The organism is Alteribacter natronophilus (genome assembly GCF_006007885.1).
Classification (GTDB): Bacteria; Bacillota; Bacilli; order Bacillales; family Salisediminibacteriaceae; genus Alteribacter; species Alteribacter natronophilus.
On sequence record NZ_VCRO01000003.1, the window covers coordinates 155,345 to 170,700 of the forward strand.

Consider the following 15,356-nt stretch of genomic DNA (forward strand, 5'->3'; position numbering starts at 1 on the left):
TATATGCACTGAAGGAGGGAATCCCCTTGTATAAATGGGCTTTTCTCTTGATCATTGGGGGAGCCGCCCTGTGGGGCACCATCGGCATTTTCGTTCAGGGCCTCTACGATCTCGGTTTCTCACCTATAGAAGTGGTGGCAATCCGGGTCATTGTCGCTTTTTTCGTAATTGCCGCTCTCCTGCTGATCAGAAACCCGTCTCTTGGAAAGGTAAATTTCCGCCACCTGCCGCTGTTTTTCGGTACAGGTATTATGAGCATTGTGTTCTTTAACTGGGCTTACTTCACGACGATCCAGGAAATAAACCTGAGTGTAGCTGCTGTACTGCTTTACACCGGACCTGCTTTTGTCACAATAATGAGCCGGATTTTCTTTCGGGAGGCCATCACCGGCCCAAAGGTACTCGCTCTCTGCATGACACTGGCAGGCTGTACGCTTGTAATCGGCCTTTTTCCCGTGAGTGCAGGCCAGCTCTCGGTATATGGAATCGTCACAGGTGTTGCCTCGGGATTCGGATATGCTCTCTACAGTATTTTCGGAAAAACGGCATCCAGGCACTATTCATCGCTCACAATTACGTTCTATACTTTTCTGTTCGCATCGGCTGCTATGCTGCCGTTCAGTGGAATCGTTCACTCTGCCCCTGCACTGCTTACCATGGAGGGTATTCTGCTCGCAGCCGGACTCGGCACCATCCCGACTGTCTTCGCCTACCTCCTTTACACTGCCGGCCTTAATCAGGTGGAATCGAGCAGGGCTTCCATAGCGGCAACGGTTGAACCTGTCGTTGCGGCACTGATTGGCCTCATCGTTTTTGCAGACCAGCTGACAACGTGGCAGTTTGCCGGTATGGCCCTCGTTCTGCTTGCCGTCCTTGTCATCCAGAAAAGACGGAAACCGGCGAAACCCTCTCCCGTAAATGCCAATGTTTAGCCCTTTTCCTGTTAGGGAAAATAGTCTCCAATAGTCGAAAAAGGAGGGCGAAAGCAGATGCCGGACAAAGACGCAGATGTAAGACACAGAGAAGAAGAGGTTGAAAAGAAACACGACAGCAGCAAGGTTGCCTCCACATTTATTAAATACGCCGCCTACCTGATTATTTTCTTTGGGATCCTCTGGTTCATCATTAACTATATTCTTCCGCAGTTTTAAAAATCCCCGGACACGAATGGACTTTTCAGGCTTATAACCTTATCTCCACATAAAAAGACATGTTCCCGAAGTTACGGGATCATGTCTTTTTCGTCGTTTTTTCACTTATTTCAAGACCTTCCTGAAGCATAATATCATGTATGGCCTGCCGGTAGTGGGCAAACGTTTTATCCTGTACCTTCAGCTGATTTACAACAAATGCCTTTACAAGCTTCGTTGAAAAACCGGTATAGTACGCACTTGCCCCCATGAGAGTAACAGTTTCCCGGAGTCTCGTAAATTCGTCCACCAGGTTATCATCCTCCATTGAAGTGAGGCCGGAAAAGTCAAATATAATATAATCAGCGCCGGTTTCCTCTATTCTGGACAGGACCTTATTTCTCAGCAATTCAAAACGTTCTTCATCAAAGGTACCGATAAGAGGAGCAAAAAGGGCATTTTCAAGAACCACTGGCAGGATAGGGGTAGCTGTTTCTGCAAGCATTTTTTCCCTCCGCCGTTCATTCCGTTTTTCTTTTGTCACGTCCCGCCAGAACAGAATGTAACCGGTATGGTCACCGGCTTTATCGAGCAGTTTATCTGCGTGGAGATCCGCTATGTAATCATAAATCGGCACTGTTTTCCGATATGGGAGCCTGTTATTTTCAATTACTTCATGAAAATTTGAACTGGAATCATGGAGCCTGTCGACAGGATACCCGATCAGCTCCTCCGGTGATTCAACCGGAAGATATATGAGAAGATCTTTAACCAGTTTCACGGCCTGGGTGTTCATCCACTGCAGTTCAAAACCCTCGTTTACAATAAAGACATTATCGTTCATATTATCCAAGAGCCGAATGTAATCAATAGACTTCGAAAGCTGCCCCTGCATATAATATCCCTCCCTGTGTTTGTCCCTGCTGCGGTTCGGACGACCGATCGGACTGTATCCGGCTTATCCGGATGAACATCATAAACCTTTTCCCGGTGCTGTATTCAAAACACTTTGTTTCATATACCCTTTATATTATTTTTCAAACGTGTTTACATTAATTTCTGTTAAAATGTTCTTGCTCTTCCCGCAGGAGTGTCACGCCATCGCTCCAATAAACATTTCAAACTAACAGAGCCTTATATTACAAAAGAGCACCCCTTGGAGGTGCTCTTTTGTAAATTCCATTATCCGGTTTTCTTCTGTCCGGAGTAAATCTCTTTCCAATTAGGATAGAGGCCGATTTTCACAAACAGCCAGGGAGCAGCCCACAGCCCCCAAAGCCCGATCAATCCGTACCGCAGACCGCCTGTAAAAAGTGTCTGGGGTAATAGCCACTTGATACCTTCCTGAATAATGAATAGTCCTGCCAGTCCGATTAGGAGCGCTCCTGCCTTTTTCAGCCAGCTTTTTGGAATGACCATTCCTACATGCCGTGCTTCCATCATAAAACCGACTCCTGCCCCCAGAAGGAATGCACCATAGCTGATGCCTTCAGAGGCGGGAAAGATCATCATCATCAGGACCGGCACAGCAATGATGGCAGCCCACTTTGCTTTTTGGGACATGCCCGTAATCCAATTCTCCAGAACAATAAAGCCGAGAAGAATGACAGCCGCAGCGCCAATTCCCGTGAGTACGTCAGCAGGCCAGTGCACGCCTGTATAAAGCCTGCTGAATGAAATAAGTCCTGTAATCATAAATGCAAAAATCCAGAAAGCTTTGCTCTTCAGGGCGATGGCAAACATCCCCCACAGAGTAGCCGAACCCTGGGCATGTCCGCTTGGAAAACTGTCATACGGATAGTGGCTTCCCACCTCGGCTGATGAGACAAATAAAGAATTGATCCCCTCTGTACCCACAGGCCTTTCCACAGCAAAATGAGATTTAAGAAGAGAATTGGTATACACCGACAGTAAAAAGACATACACAAGCCGTATTCCAAACGCCTTTGACAGACACCAGTACACGAGCGGTACCATCAGAAAATAAAACAGTTCGTTACCCAGAAATGTCAGCACATACGCAGCAGCATCCGCCACCGGATGCTGAAGCGATGTAATATACTGCAAAAACGAGATTTCATATTCACGTATCATCCCTATTCCCCCTAATATAAATACAGCCGGGTCCACTCTCTATGTAAGGCTGTAACCCCAGTCTTCCCCATATATACATGCCTGGGCTCATACGATTAATTTCGGCAGAAATCACCGTGAGTCCTGTTATAACATTACGGGCCAGATCGGATTGAAACCAGAATCAGCTTACCACCGGGGACGGAGAAAAGGAATACCCTTTTGTCTGTTTCCTTTCCTAAACAGAAAAAGCCCCGAATCCGAAGCAGCGGAAACGGGACTTTTTCTGTTTACTTCACGTATTGTTCCAACGGAGTTTTGGACGGTTTACCAAAGAAATACCCCTGGCCAAGATCAACCTGGGTTCTTAAGAACTCCCATTCCTCCCGCGACTCAATACCTTCGGCAAGAAGTGTAATGCCGGTACTCTGTGCCACATTGGAAATCATCCGGATTACCTTCTGCTTCTCTGTACTCAAATGACAGTCCATAATGAGTTTACGATCAAGTTTGGCGTAATCCGGGCGGAGATCAGTCATGACATCAAGAGTCGAGTAACCGGCTCCAAGATCGTCCAGGGCCACTTTCACACCTGAACGTCTGTAATAATCAAACACTTTTCTCAGATGATCCATATCCTTGATCCGTTCTGTCTCCACTACCTCAAAAACGAGATCGCGGGGCTGAATCCGATACTCCTCCACGGCTTTAAATGTGCTTCTCAGGCAGAATTCGGGATCGTAGATGGAATTGGGCAGAAAATTAATAAAGCGCTTCGTACCGTGGTCAAGCATCATGGCACTTGTCCGGATCGCGTTCATTCTCGCCTCACTGTCAAGCATGGACTGCATACCCGACTCCTGGGAAAACCTGAACAGGGATCCGGGGTTGAAGTCATAGAGCTGACTTCTGGGCCGAAGCAGAAATTCATACCCGTACACATCTTCATCCGAAGCTCTGACGATAGGCTGCAGAAAGCTGCGGAAAAGCTTCTCCTGAATAATCTTCACAAGACGGGGATTCATGATTTTATGATACATCTCATTAAGAGGGATAAAGTCATTAGGCTGTTCCCCCGTCATCCCGAGACTGCATTTTACCGCCGAACGTTTTCCAGCAGGAAGTGTTGTGTAAAGCTCCTCTGTAATTTTCTGCAGAATGTGCCAGTCCGTAAATTCCACATCTGCTTTCCCGCGGCGGATCCGCATATTTAATCCCCTATCCTGTACAATCCCGGTCATGATGGCCATTAGTTCTGATCTGCTGGAATATATACTGAACACTCCCTCTTTGCTGAGAGGGATTTTTGTCGTACAGAGGTAACACCCGCTCACGTACATCACCTTCTTTCCAAGGATGCATGAAATATAAACCGAAAAGTCTTTTTATCCGGCTGAAAGTCAATAGTAAACAATACCCTCTGCAGACCGGTTAAAACCGGATTGCCCCTTATTTAAACAGGTTTTTTAGAGATTTTTAGACAGAAAAAGAGAAAAATATGAAAGATCGTTTTTTCACCTTTTCACGGGGGACCTGCTCTGATAGACTATTACTAATCACCGCAATTTATTTGAATTTTCACTTTATTAAGCCTTAAAAATACAAATTTTGCGGTGTGAATATTTTTCAAGGAGGATGTTAAATGACACTTACGCACGAAGAAGTGGCCGCTTGTCTGGAAGACTCTTCAGGTTGGGAACTCGATGCTCAGGAATTTATGACCAAACAGTTTACGCTGCCCTCGTTTGGAAAAGCCATCGCTTTTGTCGATGAAATTGCCAGACTTTCCGAGGACCGGAACCACCATCCTCAGATTACAATTGATCATAAAAAAGTCACTCTTCGCCTGCGTACAATGGATGTCAACGGTCTGACCCAGAAAGATGTGGAATCCGCCTATGCGTTCGACCGTACTGTAAGCCGTTATCTGAATTAATATACTTACAGACCCGCGTGCCGTATATTCGGGCGTCTGACATAAAACAGGGTGCCGCCCACTGATGGGCAGCACCCTGTTTTTATTCAACTGCGGTCGGATCCACGTAATACCTTGAACCATCCTGATTCCGCTTCATAAACCCGTATTCGATTAAGTAGCGCCGCAGAGTGGCAAAATCATCATAAAACTCTTTTAATCTTTCGCTTACTTCTCTTTCAGTGTAGGTCTTCGCAGGGTCAAACTTCCCGGTAAGATACTTAAGAATTACGATCTTTCTTTTTTCCTTTCGCGGAAACTGCGTGATTTTTCCAGTGCTGCTGTCCACGTAGGTTTCCAGAAACTTATCATTCTCTTCTTTTGTTGTTTTCCAGCGGTCATCCACCATTTTAGCCCCCTTATGCACATCCCCGTTTTTCTCACTCTGCTCATATGCATCCATCAGCGCCAGCATCACTCTGGCCTGCCTGGTCTTTTCCCGGAACTTAAACCGGTACTGCCTGACTGTCGATAAACTTGTAAACCCAAGACCAGCAGCAATCTGCTCATCCGTCTGCCCTTCCAGCATTCTGCCGAGCACCTGCTGCTGTACCTCAGACAATCCGGTCTGCTTTTTGGAGAGTGCCAGCATCTGCCTTTCCATTGATCCATGCTCGGCCTTTATATGCCGCTCGGCCGCCTTTCGTGCATCTGTAAATTCCCCGTTCTGCGAATATATGACACCCTCTTCATACCAGGCACCGCAGACCAGACAGTTGAAGCGCCCCTCTTCGTACACATAACCTCTTCTCATCACTTCCGGCTCGCAATCCCAGAAAAGTTCTTCCATCTGCGTTCACTCCTTTAGAAACATCATATGCTAAAACAGTATAATTGTAAACAAAGTTTACTTTCGTTTATAAAAAACAATCTTATTTCATTAAGGAAGACCAGTGTGATAAAATAGAGAGAGCTAAAAAACGGAGGAATTTTCATGCGATGGATTTACTTGTTTATCGGGACTGTTCTGGCGGTCATATCCCTGTACTACATTTTCACCCATAAACAGCGTAATGCCTTTCAGGACTATGTAATTTACACACCTGAAAATGATGATAAAAAGATCGGAACGGGAACAAAGCTTTACAAAGCCGCTCTTTATCTGAGCTACGTTGTGCTGATTCTCGCTCTCGTACTCTATGTGGAAGTGTTCAGAAGTTTTGAAACCTCTACTATTATCTTTATTCTCATGCTCCTGACAGGTGGTGCAGTCCTTCTCACTCTTGAAAAACTGTTTGAAATCAGAGGACAGGGGATCGTCTTTGCAGGCTATCAGGCAAACTGGGGCAAAATCCGGCAGATTGGCTGGGGAAAGAAACGGCGGCGCCGCACTCAGCTCATTATGGAGCTGGATAAGGGAACGAAAATTAAAACAACGATTGCCAATGAGGAAAAAGATCAGCTGGAAGAGCTTCTGGAGAATTACGTTACATTCGATAAAGAGCAGACAAAGAAATAACCGGCAGAAAAAAATGTTTTCCGTTTCGGTGGACAGTAAACATGAGACCAAATCGTATAGCGATTTGGTCTTTTTTAACTGCTGTTACTTCCATAAACACGTTGAGTAACCTTTAACCAGTATTAAAAACGGCCTCAGTCCTGTGGAATACAGGACCGAAGCCGCCGCTTAAATCATTTTCCCTGTAAGCCTGAACAAGGGCACTTCATTTAAAAGTGCAGGTTCCCTGTCGCCGGTTGTGTTAATCTTCCACTCGCTCCAGCAGGATTTCAGTACCGATTTGAATATTGTAAGGGTCTATTCCATGGTTAATATTATTCAATTCTTCTGCAGTTACACTGTCATACTGCTGGGCAATACTGTAAAACGTCTCGCCTTCCTGAACGGTGTGAGTAGCTGCATTTACGTCTGAAGAATCCTCACTGTCTCCTATGCGTTCCAAAAGAATTTCAGTGCCAACAGGGATATTGTAAGGGTCTATTCCATGATTAATATTATTCAGTTCTTCTGCGGTTACGTCATCATACTGCTGGGCAATGCTGTAGAATGTCTCGCCTTCCTGCACTTGGTGAGTATCAGCATCCGCCTCGGAAGAGTCATCGCTGTCATCTGAGTACCCAAGCATAATTTCGGTGCCTATTTGAAGGTTGTAAGGATCCAGTCCGTGATTAATCTCTTTTAAATCCCCGGCAGTAATACCATCATGTTCCTGAGCAATACTCCAGAAGCTATCGCCTGCTTCTACTGTCTCGGTATCCTGGTCTGCAGCGGCTGCTGTTAAACCGGTAAAACCAAATACCAGACCTGTAGTCACCAGTGGAGTTGCCAGTAATGAGATTTTTCTCACGTTTAGCCTCCTTAAAAAAGAATGTATTAACCTATTCCAACATTCTTATTACGACTAAACGTATAATTTTAATAATTCTGTAATGTTTATGTTAATTAATTATCATCTTTTTACCGGCTAGTCACAGCAGACACGTTTCCCTGACGCCATGAGCTCACTCAGGAGCGGCTGCATGTCCGGCAGCTGTTCAATGATGGAAACGAGCTGGCCGTAACCTGCATGGTCACTGTTCAGACGGTAGTAGATCCACTGGCCGCTGCGCCTTTCGTTTACTACCCCTGCGAGTTTAAGTTTCTTTAAGTGCTGGCTTACAGACGGCTGACTCATCTGAAAGATATCAACCAGTTCGCATACACAGCATTCGTCCCTGTACAGAATAGCGAGCATCTTCAGTCTCGTTTTATCACCGATCAGCTTAAACAGCGCTGCCGCCTCTTCAAGCTCCTCGTGCTTAATATCCACCGGATTCGCCTCCTTCTGTTAGTGAAAATAGCCCTGCTCCCTGCTGCCGGCAAGCACTTCAATCATTATTTTAAGAGCCCTTGCCTGCACCTCCAGACTCATGGAAGGCATGTGAGGCGTACCCGCCGTCATTGAAGGCAGTGGCGGTACATGAATGAAACCGGCTCTCAGGGAAAGCTTCTCCTCTTTTGCATAGAGCAGTGTTTCATAGAGGGTGTTGTTACAGATATATGTACCCGCTGTATTGGAAATCTGAGCAGGGATCCCCTCATTGTGCAGTGCTTTTACAATCGCATCACTTGGTATCGTGGAAAAAAGGCCATCGGGTCCGCCTTCCACGAGGGGCTGGTTTTGAGGTTTATGCCCCGCATTATCCCCGTACTTCCCTTCACCTTCAGTATGCTGCACGTTAATCCCGATCCGTTCGGGTGTAATGGCACTTCTTCCCGCCGCTATACCGAGAGAAAGTACTACATCCGGCTGAACCGCTTCGATCTCTTTTCTTAACCGGGAAGCGCATTCCCTGTACACGACCGGTAATACAACGGTATGAATTTCTGCCCCCTCAATCGTCCAGCCTGCCGCTGCTTCCGCCAGTGCCTGGGTCGGGTTTTCCATAAAAGTTCCAAACGGCTCGAAGCCGCTGATCAGAATTTTCATTGTAATCTCTCACTCCCTGCCGCTATTATAACACGCTCAGGAAATTGATACGTTACAGACAGTAGCCCTTTACTGTAAGCACCTTCAGATCACAAATCCTCCTGAACGTTACAGTGAAAAAGGCAGGCTGTTGTACGCACAGACATAAAGTTTCCACGTTCGCCTCCATGGTCCGGGTTCTTTACGATTGGGTTACCGCGGAATAAGAAGGGGGCGCCTCCGGAATGGAAAACCTTCAATGTCCCGCATCTCATTTGATGAAATCTGTAATCAGTTCGAGCCGCTCATTTATTCGTTTATTCATAAATACCGGCTGATCCATGACCAGGAAGAGTATGTCCAGATCGGAAGAATTGCCCTTTATGAGGCGTGGCGACGTCATGATGCCGACCTTGTCTCGTTTCCCGGTTATGCCAAAAGCTATATCAGAGGGTACCTTCAGAATGCCGTGACCGCTGACAGAAAGAAGCAGGAACGTTTCGTTTCAGCCGAACCCGCCACCCTCGCTCTTATGCAGGAGGGTGGCGATGATGAAGACCTTAGGTGCTGTGATATTCAGCTCGTCTGTGACTCGGCAGGATTATCGGACCGGGAGCGTAACTGGCTTTATGATTTTGTATACAGGGATCTCCCAATCGAGGCAATAGCCCGACGGCATGGCGTCAAGGCAACCACTGTAAAAACATGGCGGAAAAGTGCAGTCAGAAAGCTGAGACACGAATTGAAAAAATAATTTATTTTTCTTCTCCTCCTTTTTGCCTCCTGACTTTTACTTAGAGTGTGAAAGGAGGTGATCAGATGCAAACGACAGTAAATTCCCGGCTTTCACTTGTTTTCCGCACCGGCTACACAGATGAAGGAAAGGAAATCGAACGCACCCGTAATTTCCAGAACGTCATCACGGACGCCAATAATGAAGGGCTGGCCCAGGCTGCCCAGGCAATTGCTTCTCTTCAGATCCATCCGCTGGCACGCATTGAAAGAAACAACACGTATGACCTGCCGGGCCAGTAAACAGCGTACACGATTCTGAAAACAGGAAGGAGGAATAACGATGAGCAGACGGCTTGAACTTTTGTTTAAAAACGAAGACGGCGGCAATGTCACACTATTGGTGGAAGACCCGCAGGAGCCTGTTGATCCTGAACAGGTGAAAAATGCGATGGATACTGTAATTGAATCAGACGTCTTTTACTCGCCGGGCGGCATGCTGAAAGAAGTGCACGGAGCGAGAATCGTAGAACGTACTGTCGAACCTGTTGAATTCGAATAACCTTTAAACACAGAAGCAGATTGCCGTCTTTGCAGTAAAAGACAGGGCGCTGCTCCTGTTTCAATCATTACTGAAAAAGAAAGGAGGAATAACAATGGAAACGGAAATCTGGATGAGTGTTCTTGGAGATTACGGGTTTCCTGCTGCAGTGACATTCTATCTGCTCTATCGGATGGAGAAGAAGCTTGAGCAGATCAACCGCTCAGTTCTTCTGCTGTCCAGGCAGAATCCCCCTGCTCCCGAACAGCCGTCCTTTCCCCTGCCTCCCCGCAGCAGTAAGGCTTATATGCACGATCACTGAATGTGAAGAGGCCGGGTCAAAAAACAGTTAATTTTTGATACAAAGTAGTTCTCGTTGATTGTACAAAAATACACTCGCTTGCCGCGGGCAAGGCTTCAGCTACCCGGGGAATACCGCCCCGGGTGACCTCCAGCTCTGTCCTATCCCGCAGGCGTCCCGCGATTTTTGAACAATCAGCCAATACATTACTTATTCCAGAAAAAAGCTGCGACATAAGAAAAGTGTTTAGATGGGAATCCGAACAAAAGCTGACAAGCGGAGTATATCTCAGCAGCAATTTACTTACGCAGCATTTTGTCTATTCGGATTCTCGTCTGTAATAACACTTCTGTCCCGTCCTGTTTTCTCTCGTAATCAGTGTCATAGATTCGTTCCCGGATTCATAGAGTAGAACAAACGAACCTGGAGGGATGAAAAATGAATACAGCTTTTTATTCAGAGAAAAACATGAAAGAAATTAAGGACTCCCGCGCTGATTACGGCAGCGAAGACATTTTCCCGGAAGATAAAATAATCGATTTTCTCGACCGCGGTTCCAAAATACTCTTTGCCTGCCTTACCATCGCCGGTATACCGTATCTCCTATTTCTCCTGATCGAAGCCATTGTTCGACTGCCGTAGCCGGATCGTTGTACCTCTGTACGGCGAAGCAATTACTGCCAGGCGGTCGATTTTACCCTGAAGCCGGTCCAGGTCCCGGTTAAGAAACGCCTCTTTACGGAGACCTTCGGCCACGTACTCGGCAAAGTGCCACACATCAGACCTGATTGCCTTTGTACTGTGACTGGCAACCTCATAAAGCGCATCAAGCAGTTTCACCTGAACGGCTACATCTTCCCTGCCATAGAAACGGATCTGGAAAAAACTCTGGTAGAGGTATTCCCGAAAGCTGTAAACCTTTTTTACTACAAGGAGATTACCGTGTTTATCATGCAGAAAATGATCCCGGAAATCTTTCCGTGTAAGAGCAGACAACGTATGTCCGAGATAATTAATGCACTCGATCGCAGTAAATGGATCGTTAATTCCAGGTGACAGGGACCGCGCAGCAATTTCAACTATTTTCACAATACCATAGCGCACATCCTGGACACTTTCCCTTTCGTTCCCCATGATCATCAGCCGGGCATATTTCTGCTCGTTTATATGTGTTTTGTCCCCGTAAACCTTCATCAGGGGCAGCCCCCGTCCGAGATAATCACCGTGGGAGTGAAGCAGCTCCACAATCACACCATCTTCTTCAGCCGCTTTTTTCAGTCCTTCATAATCGATCCACTGCACGTACCCGGATCTGGATGCCCGGATCTGCTGCATCTCTTTATCCAGAACCTCCTCGCCCTCCCAGTCCTCCCAGGGATCTTCCTTCTCCTTATCACACATATCCTTCCAATTCTGATCCATCACCTTCAGGGTATAATCGAAAATGTTCTGGATCAGGTTACGGACCTGGATCCACTTTGCAACGTGATGAACAAAAAACACGAAGAAGCCCACGGCCACAATAGCGATGAGGACAGCCAGCAGTGGGGAAATCAGTACACCCGGTGGATTCTCCCCGAAATGTTTCGTAAGCAGAAGAAGTACCAGGGCGTAGACAAAACCGCTGATAAAAACACCGAGAATACGCTGTGTATGGTGATCGGTTATGAAATTCTGCAGCGAACGCGGTGAAAACTGCGATACATAGGTGGTCATGACCACCAGAATCGACGAAAAAGAAATAGAGGTCATGGTCAGAATTGACGTTGCAATGGTGCTGAGCAGCGTGTATGCGAGCTCAAAATCAGCCAGCAGAATAGTTGGAATACGGTCTTTTACATTGTCATTCACCCATATAAACTGATCAAGCTGGTGGCTTAAAAAAGCCAGAATAAAAGCGAAAACACCGTAAATCGTCGGAATAAACCAGTAACTCGCCCGCACAAACAGCAGCGCCCGTGTCATATCACCGCACCTCCCCGGTCTTTAGGCTCTAGTATCGGCAAAAAAAGCTGAATTATGACGGCAGGGATTTTCCAGGTGCGCCTGCCGAACAAGAACACTGGCGTGAGCCTTAAAACAAAGCTGTTTTCCCGAGGAGGCTGAGGCGTTGCCCACTGAAAGCACCCGTCTGCAGCGTCATAGAACTACAACCTTTCCAAAAAATGTTGTCCTAAACAAGAAAAAAACGGAACACCCGGGAAGGGCATTCCGTTTCAGGACATAATGTATTCGTTTATACCGGTGTCACGTAAAGAAGAATAGAAAGAAAGTGAGCCACCGACGCTGCAAGCACGAACAGATGCCATACAGCGTGGTGATAGCGGAATTTCCGCCACACATAAAAAATTGTTCCTGCAGTATACAGAACCCCTCCGGATACGAGGAGCACGATTCCGCCTGTATCCACGACTGCTGCGATCGGCTGCAGAACAAACACGATCATCCAGCCCATGCCGATATAGAACAGAGTTGATAGAAAAATAAACTTTTTAACAAAGAAAACCTTGAACACCACGCCCGTAGCAGCCAGCGTCCACACTGTTCCGAGCAGAAGCCATCCGTACACCCCGTCTACTACAATGACCATAAAAGGTGTGTACGTTCCGGCAATAAACAGGTAGATCGCAGAATGATCAAGGACTTCAAAAACGCTCTTCACTTTTGTTCCTTCCCTGAAACTGTGAAGCAGTGTCGAGCAGACATACATCAGCAGCAGTGTCACACCATAAATCGTAAAACTGATTACGTGTGATGCAGTGCCGTGTATGCTCGCAAAAACAATAAGGAGAGTAAGAGCTGCAACACCGAATGCCGCTCCTACTCCATGTGTAATGGCATTAGCAATTTCTTCTCTTTTCGTAAACGTATGTGTTCCCTGCAATGGCAGCCTCCTTTATCTATTGTACGTGTTATCTGTTTTGTATAGAGGCAATTTTCCAGGTGCCGCTTCCGTCTTCATTCTGTACAAATTCCATTTCAACCATTCGGCTCTCCGTTTCAAAGTCCCCTTTATTGTCATTGAGAACAGTAAAACTGTACTCGGCCCTGTAACGGTTCCGGCTTCTGTCATACTCTGCCTCATGCATACTCAAAAACTCAATTTCGGAGAAGTTAAGATTATCAAATTCAAATGATAATTCAATCTGGTTTTCAGGCGTTACCGTAAACTGTTCCTGTTCCATATCCACTTCCACCTGATCCGCTGTCAGATCTCTCAGCTTTTCACCATCGCGCCTGTGCAGCGCTTCAAAAAAATGGCCGGCAAGCTGGTCAATTTCCGTCCGGAGAGCCAGTTCCTCTTCCTTTTCGTCCCGTGCTTCATGCATCTGCTGCCGGTAGGTGATAATATCATTTTTTAATTTGTCATTTTCTTCTTCCAGTGCCTCAAGTTCCTCTTGCATCTCTTCGTTTTTCTCTGAATATTTTCCGAGCTGCTCAACAAGGCGTTCATTTGTTGCAATCAGTGTTTCCCTGTCATCATTTTCGTCCGCAGGTTCATATTCCTCCGCAGCGAACTGGTCATTTTCCGAACATCCGATGAGTGTAATCGTCAGAAACACGGGGATCAACAGCTTTTTCATGTTTGTCACCTGCGTTCTTCATAGTCTTAATCGTATTCCTGAGGAATGCTGTCTTGAGCAAAGGACGCTTTTCAGCAGAGGAGCTGCCTTCTCCCTCCCCTGTACCCCGATATCAGCAGGTACATGAAAAGCACAGTCTTATTACACCTATTATACAGGAATTTCAGCTGAGTAAAAGATTTCCTTCCGATTTTCGCATAAGCAGATGATATACGGCAATTTTCCTTAATCTCCGAAAACAGAAAAAACCGCGCCCCAATGACTGGAACACGGTGAAGAGTAATAATCGCAAACAGGCTCCCCCAACAACCTCCTACCAGAATAACAAAGCTCCCAGAGCAAATCCGCTTATGGCAGCAAGAGCAACCGGGTAAACATAAGGACGATAATAACCGTACCGGGGTCCCCATCCATAGCCAAATCCCCCACCCTGAGGCTGACGGGATTCAAGGAATACATGGCTCGGGCTTACCCTTACAATTCTTCCGGCATGCTGGCGTCCGCTGTGCTCGATAATCCGCACGTTGCGGCCCTGATGGCGTCTGCATACGTTATAGTAATGATCGCATCTTGACAACACATCCACCTCCTTTTACACCAGTCACTCTCAGTCTATTACCTTTTTGTAAAATGGATTGTACAAACATCACGACTGCACTTTATTTCGTACCGCGGTGATCTCCAGCTCCCCTGCCCCTTTAATCAGTTCACCATTTTCATAAAGAAAGAAGGTATTCCCTTGTCACACCTGTTCACATACACGGATATGCTCGCTCATTTTGGCGTTACGGTTGCACACCCCGGCGGAAGGGGAATGACAGAGAAAGCTGTCAGTCTTCTCCCCATCGCAGCCGGAACAAAAATTGCTGAACTCGGCTGCGGACTAGGTGATACAGCGCGCTGGCTTTCCGAGGAAAAAGGAGCCATCGTATACGGTATCGATGCCCATCCGCTCATGATCTCAAAGGCGCGCAAACGCCACAAAGATCAGCAGGAAAAGAAGAAACTCCACTTTCTTCAATCCGATGCTTCCCGGGTGCCTTTTCCCGATCATATGATGGACGGGATGCTTGCAGAAAGTGTCCTCAGTTTTGCAGATGTTCACGATGTACTGAGAGAGTGCCGGCGCCTCCTTCGTCCGGGCGGCTTTTTCGCCTCTCTCGATCTTGTCGCCGACCAGGACTTTACAGCACCTGATAAAAAGTCGTATGGAGAGTTTTACGGTATGAAAAATGTCCTTACGAAAAAAGAATGGATCCGCCTGCTGGAGGATTACGGTTTTACAGTAGAGCACGTAATTGAAGAGCGCCCTGGTGAGGCCGGAACCGATGAGAGCATTCCAGAACTTGTAATGTCCCGTGACATTCCTGCAGACTGCTATGAACTTATGGAACAGCACGTCCATCTGCTGGAAAAATACCAGTCGTGGACAGGATACGCCTACTTCATCTGTAAATATGACAGGGCCTGAGGAAAGGCCGGTTATATACAAAAGTTCGTTGTTGATTTTCCCTCACTGCACTCCCTTTCCGCGGGCACCACTGCAGCCAGCAGAGTAGTTGCCATGCTTCTTCCTCTTCCGGACTTGCTCCGAAGTGTCTGCGTCGAAGCAG

Annotated in this window: 21 protein-coding genes; 10 read left to right on the forward strand and 11 right to left on the reverse strand. The window is 46.7% G+C overall.

Annotation, left to right across the window (positions count from 1 at the left end):
* Positions 1-26: 26 nt before the first annotated feature.
* Together FGB90_RS10785 and FGB90_RS19690 are read left to right on the forward strand one after the other, a co-directional pair.
* A complete protein-coding gene (locus FGB90_RS10785) occupies positions 27-932 on the forward strand; it encodes a DMT family transporter (RefSeq protein ID WP_138810853.1) in 906 nt (301 codons plus the stop codon).
* A gap of 57 nt (positions 933-989) precedes the next feature.
* The gene (locus tag FGB90_RS19690; protein ID WP_171051787.1) at positions 990-1,151 is read left to right on the forward strand and encodes a hypothetical protein; all 162 of its coding nucleotides are present in this window, start codon (positions 990-992) and stop codon (positions 1,149-1,151) included.
* Between the two features lie 79 nt (positions 1,152-1,230).
* Here FGB90_RS19690 and FGB90_RS10790 read toward each other — a convergent pair whose 3' ends face one another.
* The 3 genes from FGB90_RS10790 to FGB90_RS10800 form a co-directional block, all read right to left on the reverse strand.
* Positions 1,231-2,025, reverse strand: a complete 795-nt coding sequence (locus FGB90_RS10790) for a hypothetical protein (RefSeq protein ID WP_138810854.1) — start codon at positions 2,023-2,025, stop codon at positions 1,231-1,233.
* A gap of 287 nt (positions 2,026-2,312) precedes the next feature.
* The gene (locus FGB90_RS10795) at positions 2,313-3,224 is read right to left on the reverse strand and encodes a phosphatase PAP2 family protein (RefSeq protein ID WP_138810855.1); all 912 of its coding nucleotides are present in this window, start codon (positions 3,222-3,224) and stop codon (positions 2,313-2,315) included.
* Positions 3,225-3,493: 269 nt separating this feature from the next.
* On the reverse strand, positions 3,494-4,453 hold the full coding sequence (locus FGB90_RS10800; RefSeq protein ID WP_171051788.1) for an EAL domain-containing protein: 960 nt from the start codon (positions 4,451-4,453) through the stop codon (positions 3,494-3,496).
* Positions 4,454-4,845: 392 nt separating this feature from the next.
* Here FGB90_RS10800 and FGB90_RS10805 point away from each other — a divergent pair, with 392 nt between their 5' ends.
* Positions 4,846-5,139: a 4a-hydroxytetrahydrobiopterin dehydratase gene (locus FGB90_RS10805; RefSeq protein ID WP_138810857.1), complete on the forward strand. Its 294-nt coding sequence runs from the start codon at positions 4,846-4,848 to the stop codon at positions 5,137-5,139.
* 82 nt (positions 5,140-5,221) lie between these two features.
* Here the strand turns inward: FGB90_RS10805 and FGB90_RS10810 are convergent, their stop codons facing one another.
* Positions 5,222-5,968, reverse strand: a complete 747-nt coding sequence (locus tag FGB90_RS10810) for a DUF2087 domain-containing protein (protein ID WP_138810858.1) — start codon at positions 5,966-5,968, stop codon at positions 5,222-5,224.
* Positions 5,969-6,112: 144 nt separating this feature from the next.
* On the opposite strand from FGB90_RS10810, the gene FGB90_RS10815 reads away from it, so the two are divergent.
* Positions 6,113-6,637, forward strand: a complete 525-nt coding sequence (locus tag FGB90_RS10815; RefSeq protein ID WP_138810859.1) for a DUF5673 domain-containing protein — start codon at positions 6,113-6,115, stop codon at positions 6,635-6,637.
* A 241-nt stretch (positions 6,638-6,878) separates the two neighbouring features.
* Here the strand turns inward: FGB90_RS10815 and FGB90_RS10820 are convergent, their stop codons facing one another.
* The 3 genes from FGB90_RS10820 to FGB90_RS10830 form a co-directional block, all read right to left on the reverse strand.
* Positions 6,879-7,484, reverse strand: a complete 606-nt coding sequence (locus FGB90_RS10820) for a LysM peptidoglycan-binding domain-containing protein (protein ID WP_138810860.1) — start codon at positions 7,482-7,484, stop codon at positions 6,879-6,881.
* A 117-nt stretch (positions 7,485-7,601) separates the two neighbouring features.
* Positions 7,602-7,946 carry an ArsR/SmtB family transcription factor gene (locus tag FGB90_RS10825; RefSeq protein WP_138810861.1) on the reverse strand — a complete coding sequence of 115 codons (345 nt, stop codon included), beginning with the start codon at positions 7,944-7,946 and terminating at the stop codon, positions 7,602-7,604.
* Positions 7,947-7,964: 18 nt separating this feature from the next.
* Positions 7,965-8,606, reverse strand: a complete 642-nt coding sequence (locus FGB90_RS10830) for a pyroglutamyl-peptidase I (protein ID WP_138810862.1) — start codon at positions 8,604-8,606, stop codon at positions 7,965-7,967.
* 238 nt (positions 8,607-8,844) lie between these two features.
* Here FGB90_RS10830 and FGB90_RS10835 point away from each other — a divergent pair, with 238 nt between their 5' ends.
* From FGB90_RS10835 to FGB90_RS10855, 5 genes are all read left to right on the forward strand, one after another.
* Entirely contained in the window at positions 8,845-9,339 is a 495-nt protein-coding gene (locus FGB90_RS10835; protein ID WP_138810863.1) for a sigma-70 family RNA polymerase sigma factor, read from the forward strand.
* 65 nt (positions 9,340-9,404) lie between these two features.
* Positions 9,405-9,620, forward strand: coding sequence for a DUF1659 domain-containing protein (locus tag FGB90_RS10840; RefSeq protein WP_138810864.1), 216 nt, complete (start codon positions 9,405-9,407; stop codon positions 9,618-9,620).
* A gap of 40 nt (positions 9,621-9,660) precedes the next feature.
* The gene (locus FGB90_RS10845) at positions 9,661-9,879 is read left to right on the forward strand and encodes a DUF2922 domain-containing protein (protein ID WP_138810865.1); all 219 of its coding nucleotides are present in this window, start codon (positions 9,661-9,663) and stop codon (positions 9,877-9,879) included.
* 94 nt (positions 9,880-9,973) lie between these two features.
* Positions 9,974-10,180 (forward strand): YvrJ family protein, encoded by a 207-nt coding sequence (locus FGB90_RS10850; RefSeq protein WP_138810866.1) that lies wholly within the window; start codon positions 9,974-9,976, stop codon positions 10,178-10,180.
* A gap of 417 nt (positions 10,181-10,597) precedes the next feature.
* Positions 10,598-10,801 (forward strand): hypothetical protein, encoded by a 204-nt coding sequence (locus FGB90_RS10855; protein WP_138810867.1) that lies wholly within the window; start codon positions 10,598-10,600, stop codon positions 10,799-10,801.
* Here the strand turns inward: FGB90_RS10855 and FGB90_RS10860 are convergent.
* The 4 genes from FGB90_RS10860 to FGB90_RS10875 all read right to left on the reverse strand — a co-directional run bounded on the left by FGB90_RS10860 (position 10,763) and on the right by FGB90_RS10875 (position 14,320).
* On the reverse strand, positions 10,763-12,124 hold the full coding sequence (locus FGB90_RS10860) for a DUF2254 domain-containing protein (RefSeq protein ID WP_138810868.1): 1,362 nt from the start codon (positions 12,122-12,124) through the stop codon (positions 10,763-10,765). The two genes, FGB90_RS10855 and FGB90_RS10860, sit on opposite strands and share 39 nt — an antisense overlap.
* Positions 12,125-12,395: 271 nt before the next feature.
* Positions 12,396-13,043, reverse strand: coding sequence for a PAQR family membrane homeostasis protein TrhA (gene trhA, locus FGB90_RS10865; protein ID WP_138810869.1), 648 nt, complete (start codon positions 13,041-13,043; stop codon positions 12,396-12,398).
* Positions 13,044-13,071: 28 nt separating this feature from the next.
* Positions 13,072-13,743 (reverse strand): hypothetical protein, encoded by a 672-nt coding sequence (locus tag FGB90_RS10870; protein WP_138810870.1) that lies wholly within the window; start codon positions 13,741-13,743, stop codon positions 13,072-13,074.
* Between the two features lie 313 nt (positions 13,744-14,056).
* The gene (locus FGB90_RS10875) at positions 14,057-14,320 is read right to left on the reverse strand and encodes a hypothetical protein (protein ID WP_138810871.1); all 264 of its coding nucleotides are present in this window, start codon (positions 14,318-14,320) and stop codon (positions 14,057-14,059) included.
* Positions 14,321-14,482: 162 nt separating this feature from the next.
* Between FGB90_RS10875 and FGB90_RS10880 the strand changes: the two genes are divergently transcribed.
* Positions 14,483-15,214, forward strand: coding sequence for a class I SAM-dependent methyltransferase (locus tag FGB90_RS10880; protein ID WP_138810872.1), 732 nt, complete (start codon positions 14,483-14,485; stop codon positions 15,212-15,214).
* Positions 15,215-15,356: the final 142 nt, after the last annotated feature.